Source organism: Citrobacter sp. Cf088 (assembly GCF_030334295.1).
Lineage (GTDB): Bacteria > Pseudomonadota > Gammaproteobacteria > Enterobacterales > Enterobacteriaceae > Citrobacter > Citrobacter freundii.
On sequence record NZ_JAOWEE010000055.1, the window covers coordinates 1 to 11,819 of the forward strand.

General features: G+C 55.0%; 11 protein-coding genes. 5 read left to right on the forward strand and 6 right to left on the reverse strand.

Annotated features, from left to right (window positions below):
• The 4 genes from OGV71_RS19680 to OGV71_RS19695 form a co-directional block, all read right to left on the reverse strand.
• Nucleotides 1-876: diol dehydratase reactivase subunit alpha (locus tag OGV71_RS19680; RefSeq protein WP_286526051.1), on the reverse strand; the 876-nt coding region annotated here is incomplete at its 3' end.
• A 10-nt stretch (nucleotides 877-886) separates the two neighbouring features.
• Nucleotides 887-1,315 (reverse strand): diol dehydratase small subunit, encoded by a 429-nt coding sequence (locus OGV71_RS19685; protein ID WP_003024721.1) that lies wholly within the window; start codon nucleotides 1,313-1,315, stop codon nucleotides 887-889.
• A gap of 2 nt (nucleotides 1,316-1,317) precedes the next feature.
• Nucleotides 1,318-1,902, reverse strand: coding sequence for a propanediol/glycerol family dehydratase medium subunit (locus tag OGV71_RS19690; protein ID WP_003024724.1), 585 nt, complete (start codon nucleotides 1,900-1,902; stop codon nucleotides 1,318-1,320).
• An 11-nt stretch (nucleotides 1,903-1,913) separates the two neighbouring features.
• Nucleotides 1,914-3,581, reverse strand: a complete 1,668-nt coding sequence (locus OGV71_RS19695; RefSeq protein WP_048217121.1) for a propanediol/glycerol family dehydratase large subunit — start codon at nucleotides 3,579-3,581, stop codon at nucleotides 1,914-1,916.
• A gap of 392 nt (nucleotides 3,582-3,973) precedes the next feature.
• On the opposite strand from OGV71_RS19695, the gene OGV71_RS19700 reads away from it, so the two are divergent.
• The 4 genes from OGV71_RS19700 to OGV71_RS19715 are packed head-to-tail and all read left to right on the forward strand — an operon-like array spanning nucleotide 3,974 to nucleotide 6,489.
• A complete protein-coding gene (locus tag OGV71_RS19700) occupies nucleotides 3,974-4,402 on the forward strand; it encodes a GlcG/HbpS family heme-binding protein (RefSeq protein WP_003024730.1) in 429 nt (142 codons plus the stop codon).
• Nucleotides 4,403-4,424: 22 nt separating this feature from the next.
• Entirely contained in the window at nucleotides 4,425-5,588 is a 1,164-nt protein-coding gene (dhaT, locus tag OGV71_RS19705; RefSeq protein ID WP_148361444.1) for a 1,3-propanediol dehydrogenase, read from the forward strand.
• 16 nt (nucleotides 5,589-5,604) lie between these two features.
• Nucleotides 5,605-5,958 carry a glycerol dehydratase reactivase beta/small subunit family protein gene (locus OGV71_RS19710; protein ID WP_032950260.1) on the forward strand — a complete coding sequence of 118 codons (354 nt, stop codon included), beginning with the start codon at nucleotides 5,605-5,607 and terminating at the stop codon, nucleotides 5,956-5,958.
• On the forward strand, nucleotides 5,959-6,489 hold the full coding sequence (locus tag OGV71_RS19715) for a cob(I)yrinic acid a,c-diamide adenosyltransferase (RefSeq protein WP_003841452.1): 531 nt from the start codon (nucleotides 5,959-5,961) through the stop codon (nucleotides 6,487-6,489).
• Here OGV71_RS19715 and dhaR read toward each other — a convergent pair.
• Together dhaR and OGV71_RS19725 are read right to left on the reverse strand one after the other, a co-directional pair.
• A complete protein-coding gene (dhaR, locus tag OGV71_RS19720) occupies nucleotides 6,467-8,392 on the reverse strand; it encodes a dihydroxyacetone kinase operon transcriptional regulator DhaR (protein ID WP_193863309.1) in 1,926 nt (641 codons plus the stop codon). The two genes, OGV71_RS19715 and dhaR, sit on opposite strands and share 23 nt — an antisense overlap.
• Before the next feature lie 91 nt (nucleotides 8,393-8,483).
• Nucleotides 8,484-9,581, reverse strand: coding sequence for a glycerol dehydrogenase (locus OGV71_RS19725; protein WP_003024745.1), 1,098 nt, complete (start codon nucleotides 9,579-9,581; stop codon nucleotides 8,484-8,486).
• 561 nt (nucleotides 9,582-10,142) lie between these two features.
• Between OGV71_RS19725 and OGV71_RS19730 the strand changes: the two genes are divergently transcribed.
• Complete coding sequence (locus tag OGV71_RS19730) at nucleotides 10,143-11,801, forward strand: glycerone kinase (protein ID WP_032950267.1); 1,659 nt, start codon at nucleotides 10,143-10,145, stop codon at nucleotides 11,799-11,801.
• Nucleotides 11,802-11,819: the final 18 nt, after the last annotated feature.

Consider the following 11,819-nt stretch of genomic DNA (forward strand, 5'->3'; position numbering starts at 1 on the left):
CACGGGCGCGCAGGCGCTCATCGCCTGCATAATGGCCTGCGCGCCTTGCGCTACGTCGGCTTCACCGCCACGCTTTTCACCACGGATAAAGATCTTACCCGCCGGGATCACTCTTGATTGCACATCGCCCTGCGGGGTTTTCAGCACCACGGCGGAACGGTTGCCAATCAGCGCTCTGGCGATGGGGACGATAGTTTGCGTTTCCTCGGGCGTCAGGGCAAAGAAGGTCGCAATGCCGTAAGGGTTCGACAGCACCCGCACCACCTGTCCTGGGGCCGCCACTTCCACCGCCGCCAGAACACCTTCCGGTACCTTCTCCAGCAGAGTGACTTCATCAACCACCGGCATTGGCCGATGCAGGCGATTATTCACCAGCACGCCATCATCTTTTTTCAGGATGGCCGCCACCACATTGACGCCGCGATCCAGCGCTTCATTGATAAACCAAACCGCCTCAAGGAAATCCATCTCCTCACCTACCAACGGGATCCAGCCCTGGGCAAATCGATCCTCGCTCAACGCCGCCAACTTCTCCACGGCGATGGTGGTTCCCATGCCCACGCCAACGCCACCGGGCGTTTGCGGGTTATGACCAATCATCGTCGATTCGGTAATGATGGTTTCAGTGATGGTTTCCATCGCCACATCGCCAATCACCGGTGCGGCCTCGTTGATGCAAATTTTTGCTACGTCCTGCAGCGACCACGGCGTGTTATTCAGCGCCTGCTGCAGGGACGCGACTACCCCGGCGATATTATCCCGCGTGCCTTTCATACCGGTCGTGGCGACAATCCCGCTGCCGATAAACCGGCCATCCTGCGCCAACGCCACTTCGGTGGTGGCGTTGCCGATATCGATCCCTGCAATTAACGGCATGCTGCCTCCGTCACTGGCTGCCTTTACGCAGCTTATTTCTCTGCTGATATACCTCTGCCGATTCGCGGACAAACCCGGCGTTCACCGTGGCATGCCATGTGTGTTCCAGTTCATCGGCAATGGCCTGCAACTCGGCGAAAGAAGAACGAAACGGTCGCAGCGCGTTGTAGATCTCCAGAATGCGGGCATCCGGAATCGCAATCAGTTCTGCCGCACGACGAAAATTGCGCGCCACGGCATGACGCTGCATCTGCTCGGCAATCTGCGCCTGGTACTCCAGCGTTTGCTGAGAAATACGCACATCCTGCGGTCCTACGCGGCCCGCCAGCACATTCTCAAGAGTAATGTCGGTTAGCGGCTTGCCGGTAGGCGTCTGGATTTTCTCCGGGCAGCGGGTCGCTAATGGGTAATCCTGCGCAGTCATGATGTTGTCGTTCATGGTCATTCCCTTACCAGTGCAATATGCAACGTGACAGGCGCAGCATCCTGCACCACGTGTTTGGTTTCTTTGATATGAAACAGCGCGGCCTTGGCCATAAATTTAGGGCGCACCATCTGGTCATTGACCACTGGCACCGGCGAAGGCGACTCTTTGCGTGCATATCGCGCGGCGTTTTTACCAATCTGACGATAGGTTTCCAGCGTCAGCAGCGGAGCCTGAGAGAACAGCTCGAGGTTGCTTAACGGCAGCAGATCGCGCTGATGAATCACCGTGGTTCCTTTCGACTGGATGCCAATCCCGATGCCTGAGCCGCTGAGGTTTGCCGCATCCCATGCCATAAAAGAAACATCCGAGGTGCGCAGGATCCTCACTACCCGCGCATGTAATCCCTCTTCTTCGATGCCAGCAACCAGCTCTTTCAGAATCGCGTTGTGAGGCATATCAATCAGGGTTTTATGCTGGTGCTTGCCAAAGGCCGGGCCGACGCCAATCACCACTTCATCCACGCGTTCATCCGCGTTAGCCGCCTCGCCTTCGCTCACTTGTAAGGTGAAAACCGGCTTACGTTCAGTTGTGCATTCCACAGTGTTCCGCCTTATTCGATCGAGCCGGGCTGAACCACGCCCGCAATATTTTTAATTTCCGCCCAGCGTTCGGCACTGATGCGATAGCCGGTACCAGGTCCCTGATAATCATTGATGTCGTTGACGGCGCTGACGACGTCGAACTGGCGATCCAGAATGGCCGACGTTTGCAGGTAATCACCAGTAACACGCTGTCTCAGCATATTGAGGATATTGCTGGCGATATCTTCAAAACCGCTGCAACTCAACGCGCCGACGATATCCAGCCCGGTGATATTACGCTTCATCATCTCTTCCACGGCCGCCAGATCCTCCACTACATTGCGCGCAGGCATATCTTTGCTGCCGTGAGCATAAGTAGCGGCTTCCACTTCTTCATCGCTAATCAGCGGCAGGCCCAGTTCGCGGAACACCGCCTGAATGGCGCGTGCAGCCTTATTGCGTATAGCGATGGTTTCTTCTTCAGTCACCGGACGCAGACCGCCGTCAACCATCAGATCGCGTTGCAGGATGTTGTAATCATCGAAGTCTTCAGCGTCGAAGTTCGACCCGGCAAACATGTTGTCGTAGTTGGGTACCGCGCTGTAACCAGAGAAAATAAAGTCGGTACCCGGCAGCATCTGCATCAGGGTGCGGGCAGTACGGCGAATATCGGAGTGAGAAAAGGTCTGGTCATTGGCGGAGGCCACTTCAAGGTCGAGCATTGAGGCAATCAGGTTTTCCGCCAGCACCGCGCGGATCCCCGAAGGCACGGCGCCGGTCATGCCGATGCAGCTGACCGCACCGTTTTGCAGCCCCTGTACGCCCGCGCCTTTAGTGATAAAAATGCAGCGCGACTCCAGATATAGCATCGATTTACTTTCGGAATAGCCCATCAGCGCTTCCGAGCCAGTGCCGGAGGTGTAGCGCATCTTCAGGCCACGCGATGCATAAGCCGAGGCGAGAAACGCTTTGGACCACGGAGTGTCATCACCGTCGGTAAACACCGATTCTGTGCCATACACCGACACAGTTTCGGCATAACTGGTTAGCCCACGCATGCCCAGCTCCAGCTCCGTGGCCTCTTCAACAGAACATTGCGTCAGCACACCAGGACGACCGCACTGGGAACCCACCAGCAGCGCCAGGGCGTTAAACGGCGCGTAGCGGGCGATGCCAACCGTCGTTTCCTGCTCGGAAAAGCCACGGATCCCCGCTTCAGCAGCGTCGGCGGCAATCTGTACCGGGTTATCTTTCAGGTTGGTCACGTGGCACTGGTTGGAGGGCGTGCGTCTGGCACGCATTTTTTGCAGCGCCATCATCATCTCCACCACGTTCATTTGCGCCATCACTTCCACCGCTTTCGCCGGGGTGATGGCAGTGGTAATGGCAATAATATCTTCCCGACTGACGTGGATATCCACCAGCATTCTGGCGATCTCCAGCGCGTCGAGCTGCATGGCGTGCTCGGCCTCAGCCACGTTAATGGCGTAGTCGGCAATGAAACGGTCGATCATGTCGAACTCGGCGCGGCTCTTACCGTCCAGCTCAACAATACGACCATTTTCCACCTTCACCGACGACGCTGGATCGTAGGGGCTTTCCATGGCGATCAGCCCCTCTTCAGGCCATTCGCCAATCAGCCCATCCTGATTTACAGGCCGCTTCGCAAGTACTTCGAATCGTTTTGATCTTCTCATGATTTATTGACTCAAAAGATAAAAAATAGGGACGCCGGGCCGCATTGCCGGGGACACAACACCCGTCATTCGCCTTTCATCAGCAATGGTCGAACTCTAAATGAGCAGAACAATAAAAAAATAAAATTAATTTCGTTCCAATTTGGTACCTAATAAAAACGCATCGTTTCATATTGAAACGCAATTCAGGAATATCCATCGTGAATTGTGACGAGGTTAAATGATCATTATCAATAAACGCAAAACCGGGAAGGTGAATTTAATATCTTTGAAATTTTCGCCCTATTGACTTAATAACGTGCGGCGAGAAAATAAGGTAAAGCCAATGATAAAAATAGCTGTTGCGCGATATGTTTCGTGACCTCAGCCCTACAACATTTTCAGGAGAAACTGTGAATAAGAGCCAACAAATTGCCACCATTACGCTGGCGGCTGCAAAAAAAATGGCGCAGGCCGTTGAGGCTAAAGCGCTTGAGATCAGCGTTCCGGTGGTCTTTTCCGTGGTGGATCGCGGTGGGAATACGCTGCTAATGCAACGCATGGACGATGCGTTTGTCACCAGCTGTGATATCTCTCTTAATAAAGCGTATACCGCCTGCTGCCTGCGCCAGGGTACCCATGAAATTACCGATGCGGTACAACCTGGTGCTTCGCTATATGGTTTGCAGCTTACCAACCAACAGCGCATTGTTATTTTCGGCGGCGGTTTACCTGTCATATTAAACGGTAAATTAATTGGTGCCGTTGGCGTTAGCGGCGGCACCGTGGAACAAGACAGATTATTAGCAGAAACCGCACTGAATTGTTTCTCTGAATTATAATTTAAATCTAAGAAGGTATATTATGAGCTATCGTATGTTTGATTACCTGGTGCCAAATGTGAACTTCTTTGGCCCCAATGCTATTTCCGTTGTCGGCGAACGCTGCAAACTGTTAGGCGGTAAAAAAGCGCTGCTGGTTACTGATAAAGGTCTGCGGGCCATTAAAGACGGCGCGGTAGATAAAACCCTCGCCCATTTACGTGAAGCGGGCATTGACGTGGTGGTTTTTGATAGCGTTGAACCTAACCCCAAAGACACCAACGTGCGTGACGGTCTGGAAGTCTTTCGCAAAGAGCATTGCGATATCATCGTTACCGTCGGTGGCGGTAGCCCGCATGACTGCGGTAAAGGCATCGGTATCGCAGCAACTCACGAAGGCGATCTCTACAGCTATGCCGGGATTGAAACCCTGACCAACCCGCTGCCGCCGATCGTTGCGGTGAATACCACTGCCGGTACCGCCAGCGAAGTCACCCGCCACTGCGTGCTGACCAATACCAAGACCAAAGTGAAGTTTGTGATTGTCAGTTGGCGTAACCTGCCGTCGGTCTCCATTAACGATCCGCTGCTGATGCTTGGCAAACCCGCCCCGCTGACCGCCGCGACGGGTATGGACGCCCTGACCCACGCCGTGGAAGCCTATATTTCCAAAGATGCCAACCCGGTCACCGACGCTGCCGCTATTCAGGCTATTCGCCTGATCGCACGCAACTTGCGTCAGGCCGTAGCGCTGGGCAGCAACCTGAAAGCTCGCGAGAACATGGCCTACGCCTCCCTGCTGGCAGGTATGGCTTTCAACAACGCCAACCTCGGCTACGTTCACGCGATGGCGCATCAGCTTGGCGGTCTGTACGACATGCCGCACGGCGTGGCGAATGCCGTACTGCTGCCGCACGTGGCGCGCTATAACCTGATCGCTAACCCGGAAAAATTTGCCGACATTGCAGAGTTTATGGGCGAAAACACTGACGGACTTTCCACCATGGATGCCGCCGAACTGGCTATTCACGCCATTGCCCGTCTCTCTGCTGACATCGGCATTCCGCAGCATCTGCGCGATCTGGGTGTCAAAGAAGCCGATTTCCCGTACATGGCGGAAATGGCGCTGAAGGACGGCAACGCCTTCTCTAACCCGCGCAAAGGGAACGAGAAAGAAATTGCCGAGATCTTCCGTCAGGCATTCTGATAGTACAGGGGGCGCAATGTCACTTTCATCACCGGGCGTACATCTGTTTTATCACTCACGCTGGCAGGATACTCGCGTGCTTGATGAGCTGTGCTGGGGACTGGAAGAGCAAGGCGTCCCTTGCCGGGCAATCTGTTGCGACGAGCATGACTGCGCACTGGCATTGAGCAAACTTGCGGCCAAAAGCTCAACGCTACGTGTCGGTCTGGGTCTTAACGCCACGGGTGATATTGCGTTAACCCACGCCCAGTTGCCCGAGGATCGGGCGCTGATCCGTGGTCATATCCGCGCCGGTGCAGCCCGGCTCCGCGTCCTCGGTGCTAATGCTGGTCAACTGGTCAAAGTGCTTCCCTTCAGCGAGATAAAATAAATGTACCGCATCTACACCCGAACCGGCGATAAAGGCACGACCGCACTGTTTGGCGGCAGCCGTATCGACAAAGACGACATCCGCGTTGAGGCCTATGGCACGGTGGATGAACTGATTTCCCAACTTGGCGTCTGCTATGCCAGCACGCGTCAGGCCGGGCTACGCCAGGATCTGCACGCCATACAGAAAATGCTGTTTGTTCTGGGTGCGGAACTCGCCAGCGATGAGAAAGGACTCGCTCGCTTACAACAGCGTATTGGTGAAGAGGATACTCAGGCGCTGGAGCAGCTTATTGACCGTAATATGGCGCAAAGCGGCCCGCTCAAAGAGTTTGTTATTCCGGGGAAAAATCTCGCATCGGCACAGCTACACGTTGCGCGAACCCTGACGCGCCGACTGGAGCGGGTCCTCATCGCGATGAGCAGATCGCTAACGTTACGCGATGAACCCAGGCGTTATATCAACCGACTGTCAGACGCGCTGTTCTCGATGGCGAGAATTGAAGAAACTAGTCCAGATGCTTGCGCTTAAACTGGCTGGCATCAATGTCGTACTGCTTCATCTTGCGCCACAAGGTAGTGCGACCGATATTCAACAGTTGCGACATCTCCTGCACGCGCCCGCTGGTGACGCGGGCAGCATGGATAATCGCCTCTTTTTCGATAGCGGTAAACGTCAGACTAGCAGGCAGCAGTGAAGACGCCGTCTCCAGACCTGGACGTTCGGCAAACAAATAATCCGGTAGATTGCTCAGCCGAATATGGCCGTTATCACTGCTGATGGCGATGTTTTCGATAATGCTGTTCAGCTCAAAGTCATTGCCCGGCCACGAATAGGCCACCAGTTGCGCCAGCGCGTCGTCGTCGATCTTCAAACTGTATGAAAAGCGTTTTTTCAGGCTATTCAGCCGCGTATAAATCAGCGAGGGAATACTACTGCGCCGCGCCCGCAGCGGTGGGATCACTATCTCAAAAGAGTGCAGCGCATAATACAGCTGACGGCTAAAGCGGTTTTGCTCCACCAGATTGGCGAGATCAACCGTGGTGGTGGCGATCACTTTGACATCCACCGGAATCAGCCGACGGGCATCCAGGCGGGTTAACACCCCCTGTTTGATCACCTGTAACAGCGCGGATTGCAGCTCCGGTGCCAGATATTCAATTTTTTCCAGAAACAGCGTGCCGCCGTTCGCCAGTTCAAGACGGCTCAACCGGCCATTTTCATCGTCGGTGGGCGCACTGCCCATAAAATCCTGCCCCAGTACGCTGTTGGCATACAACTGACAGTTCACGGCGATATACGGCCCGCTGGCGCGCTCGCTTTCATTGTGAATGGCCTGACTCAGCAGTTCTTTACCAACACCCTCTTCCCCACACAGCAGGATCGGGAAACTCCCCCTCGCTGCCTGGCGTCCAAAATGGATCAAGCGGCGGGTTTCCGGATCGTCAGTCGACATCTGCTCAAAGGTGTGGCTCACCTTGCCGAGCTGGCTGGTCATCAGTTGGCGCATTTGTTCCACTGGATGCAGCAGCAGAATAAAGCTGTTGCCCTGCTCCTCAACAATCGGCTTCAGGGTAATGACGGCATCAACAAACTGATGCTGGCTTTCAAAGGTAACTTCGACGTGATTCAGACCGCGGGCATGTTTGATCGCCCGGCGCAGCAGCATGGGGAGATTGAGCAGATCGTGAATGTTTTTCCCCTGACTGGCCTGCGCATCGAGATGCAAAAGCAGCGCCGCTCGCGCATTGATGAACTGCAATACGCCCTGTTCGTTCCAGGCCATCACACCATCATCCATACTCTCCAGCAGCCCGTACATCTGGTTCAGATGGCGGTTGGATTCAGCCAGCAGGCTGTCGGTCAGCAAAGAGTTGCCGACTTCTCTGGCAATCGCCAGCGTCAGGGATAAATCAGAAACGCACTCATGCTCCACCAGACAACATAGCGAGATGGAGCCGAACAGTCGACCATGGTTATCGAAGACCGGCGTCGAGCAGAACGACCACGGATGCAGCGCCTGTTTAAAATGCTGCTCGCCAGAGGTTTTTGTCGGCTGGCCCGGCATCGTCGCCAGCGACAGGGCACAACTGCCAATGATGCTTTCTGCACAGTAGCTGCCGTCACGAAACCCAAGCTCCGCCAGCTGTTCTACCGTCTGCGGATCGCCGCAACGGCTGAGAATACAGGCTGATTCATCCAGAATCAGCAGCGCGCACGGGCGGCCGTCCATAAACTCCCAGGCATCTTCCAGCGCAGCCTGAGCAATCGTCAGCAACGCCGTCTTGCGACGACAAATCGACTCAAAGGTCAGTCCCTGCGCCTGATGCGGCGCCTGCCAGGTTTCCCGCTGCATAAACTTGCTGCAACGATGCCATGACTGGGCAATGACTGAAGAGACTTCCTTCCCGATGCTATGCGTGTGCGCCGTCATATCCCTTTCCGCTGTTTAACCATAGACAACCCCTCCGGCAGAAACTGTCAGAGGGGGAGAAGATGCCGGATAAAAACCTACCGACGACTGATTAACGCGCCAGCCACTGCTGTCCCAGCAGATCTGCCGTCAAGATAGCGGCATGTACGCTTTCAGGCGTTACCGGGAACGGCATATTGTGGATGGTTTCACCTTCTGCGCAGGTCGCTTTCGCCACGGCCATGATCTTGCCGTCAACGTCTTCTTTCACGCCCATTTCCGCTAACGTTACCGGCAGGCCGACTTTCTGACAGAAATTCAGCACGGTTTCGATCTCTTCCATCGGGCTGTTTTGCAGCACCAGTTGCGCCAGCGTACCAAAGGCGACTTTTTCACCGTGGTACAAATGGTGGCACTCTTCCAGAATCGTAAAGCCGTTGTGGATCGCATGCGCCCCTGCAAGACCGCTGCTTTCAAAGCCGATGCCGCTGAGGTAAGTGTTAGCTTCGACAATACGCTCCAGCGCATCGGTCACCACGCCAGCCTGCGCAGCAAAGCGTGCCTTCTCGCCTTCCGCCAGCAGGGTATCATAGCACAAGCGCGCCAGGCTCAGCGCCGCCACGGTGGACTGTCCGCCCGCCATGCTGGTCGCTCTGGCGTCATAACAGGCTTTCGCTTCAAACCAGGTCGAGAGCGCATCGCCCATCCCGGCCACCAGCAGACGTACCGGCGCTTTGGCAATGATCGCAGTGTCCATCACCACCATATCCGGGTTTTTCGGGTAGATCAGATACTCTTCAAACTCACCGGCTTCGGTATAGATAACGGACAGCGCGCTGGTTGGCGCATCGGTAGACGCGATAGTCGGGATCACCACCACCGGCAGCTTCTGGTAGTAACCAATCGCTTTGGCGGTATCCAGCGTTTTCCCGCCGCCAATCCCAACCACGCCGCGACAACCGTGCTGTTTCAGAATGGCAATCAGTCGATTAATTTCAACATGGCTACATTCACCGTTAAAGCGTTCCGCATGGCAGCTAATGTCGTGGCTGTGCAGGCCGTTGAGTACTTTCTCTCCCGCCAGCTTCATCACGAAGTCATCCGCAATCACAAAAAAGCTGTCCGCCAGATTTTTAGCGTATTGACCAAACAAGGTGGAAGCGTCAGGACCCTGGAGATATTTGGCTGGAGATTGAATAACTTTTAGCATTCCTTTCATCCTCAAATAAGTACATGTTTTTACATGGTGAGCCCTGGCGTTAACCTGTTTGGCCTGATGCAGACGGCGAAAACGGGAGGTACCGGAGCGATGCAATAACTGTATGGCGAGGCGTGCACAAAAAAATCTTTCGTCTTTTTGTTCTGATATGAAACAGATAAAAACGGAGTACGTTCCATATTGGAACGCTTATCCACAAAAATGATAAGGTTTGCGATCCCGATCCGCTCATTTGCCACCAAATCTCCGGCACAGACGAATCTCACTTTCTTTTTTACCCACTCACTTGCCAAAAAACCGGCAAAAAAAAGCCGACAGTGCCGTATCAGCTGCATTCATCGCGAGAGAAAAAAGTCGAGCGAGCTCGCATTGTGATCGTTCCTCGTTCTTTTCAGTTTCATTATGGAACAAAAAACAATACCAACGTTCCGTAATGAAACTCATTTTAACGTTGTTTTTTTCCGCGCTGACTTCGCCAGAATCTCTCTATCGCCTCCGTACCATGACCATGCTTCCGGGGGTTTGTCTTACACTCAACCTCAAGGAGCCGTTATGTCTCAATTCTTTTTTAATCAACGCACCCATCTCGTGAGCGACGTCATCGACGGTACGATTATCGCCAGCCCGTGGAATAACCTGGCGCGTCTGGAAAGCGATCCGGCCATTCGCATCGTGGTCCGTCGTGACCTCAACAAAAATAACGTGGCGGTAATTTCCGGCGGTGGTTCAGGGCACGAACCCGCGCACGTTGGGTTTATCGGTAAAGGTATGCTAACCGCTGCGGTTTGCGGCGACGTTTTCGCTTCCCCGAGCGTGGATGCGGTACTGACCGCCATCCAGGCGGTAACCGGTGAGGCGGGCTGTTTATTGATCGTGAAAAATTACACCGGTGACCGTCTTAATTTCGGTCTCGCCGCCGAGAAAGCCCGTCGCCTTGGTTACAACGTTGAAATGCTGATTGTTGGCGACGACATCTCCCTGCCTGATAACAAACACCCACGCGGCATTGCGGGAACCATCCTGGTGCATAAAATCGCAGGCTATTTTGCCGAACGCGGCTACAACCTCGCCACCGTCCTGCGTGAAGCGCAGTACGCGGCCAATAACACCTTCAGCCTGGGCGTTGCGCTTTCCAGCTGTCATCTGCCGCAAGAAGCCGACGCCGCCCCGCGTCATCATCCGGGCCACGCGGAACTGGGCATGGGCATTCACGGCGAACCAGGCGCATCGGTTATCGACACCCAGAACAGTGCGCAGGTGGTGAACCTGATGGTGGATAAACTGATGGCAGCCCTGCCTGAAACCGGCCGTCTGGCGGTGATGATTAACAATCTTGGCGGCGTTTCTGTTGCCGAAATGGCCATCATTACCCGCGAACTGGCCAGCAGCCCGCTGCACCCACGTATCGACTGGCTGATTGGCCCGGCCTCACTGGTCACCGCTCTGGATATGAAAGGCTTTTCACTGACGGCCATCGTGCTGGAAGAGAGCATCGAAAAAGCGTTACTCACCGAGGTGGAAACCAGCAACTGGCCGACGCCGGTCCCGCCGCGTGAAATCAGTTGTGTACCATCATCTCAGCGTAGCGCACGCGTGGAATTCCAGCCTTCGGCGAACGCCCTGGTGGCCGGGATTGTGGAACTAGTCACCACAACCCTTTCCGATCTGGAGACTCATCTTAATGCGCTGGACGCCAAAGTCGGCGATGGCGATACCGGTTCGACCTTTGCCGCTGGCGCGCGTGAAATTGCCAGTCTGTTGCATCGCCAGCAGTTGCCGCTGGATAACCTTGCCACGCTGTTCGCGCTGATTGGCGAACGTCTGACCGTAGTGATGGGTGGTTCCAGCGGTGTGCTGATGTCTATTTTCTTTACCGCTGCGGGGCAGAAACTGGAACAGGGAGCTAGCGTTGCCGAATCCCTGAATACGGGACTGGCGCAGATGAAGTTCTACGGCGGCGCAGACGAAGGCGATCGCACCATGATTGATGCGCTGCAACCGGCCCTGACTTCGCTGCTCACGCAGCCGCAAAATCTGCAGGCCGCATTCGACGCCGCGCAAGCGGGAGCCGAACGAACCTGTTTGTCGAGCAAAGCCAATGCCGGTCGCGCATCGTATCTCAGCAGCGAAAGCCTGCTCGGAAATATGGACCCCGGCGCGCACGCCGTAGCGATGGTGTTTAAAGCGCTGGCAGAGAGTGAGCTGGGATAAGCCATAAGTGCCTGATGC

Coding starts and splice junctions, on each gene's coding strand:
- OGV71_RS19685 (WP_003024721.1), bottom strand. CDS start 1,315: ATGAACGACAACATCATGACTGCGCAGGATTACCCATTAGCGACCCGC.
- OGV71_RS19695 (WP_048217121.1), bottom strand. CDS start 3,581: ATGAGAAGATCAAAACGATTCGAAGTACTTGCGAAGCGGCCTGTAAAT.
- dhaT (WP_148361444.1), top strand. CDS start 4,425: ATGAGCTATCGTATGTTTGATTACCTGGTGCCAAATGTGAACTTCTTT.
- OGV71_RS19710 (WP_032950260.1), top strand. CDS start 5,605: ATGTCACTTTCATCACCGGGCGTACATCTGTTTTATCACTCACGCTGG.
- OGV71_RS19715 (WP_003841452.1), top strand. CDS start 5,959: ATGTACCGCATCTACACCCGAACCGGCGATAAAGGCACGACCGCACTG.
- dhaR (WP_193863309.1), bottom strand. CDS start 8,392: ATGACGGCGCACACGCATAGCATCGGGAAGGAAGTCTCTTCAGTCATT.
- OGV71_RS19725 (WP_003024745.1), bottom strand. CDS start 9,581: ATGCTAAAAGTTATTCAATCTCCAGCCAAATATCTCCAGGGTCCTGAC.
- OGV71_RS19730 (WP_032950267.1), top strand. CDS start 10,143: ATGTCTCAATTCTTTTTTAATCAACGCACCCATCTCGTGAGCGACGTC.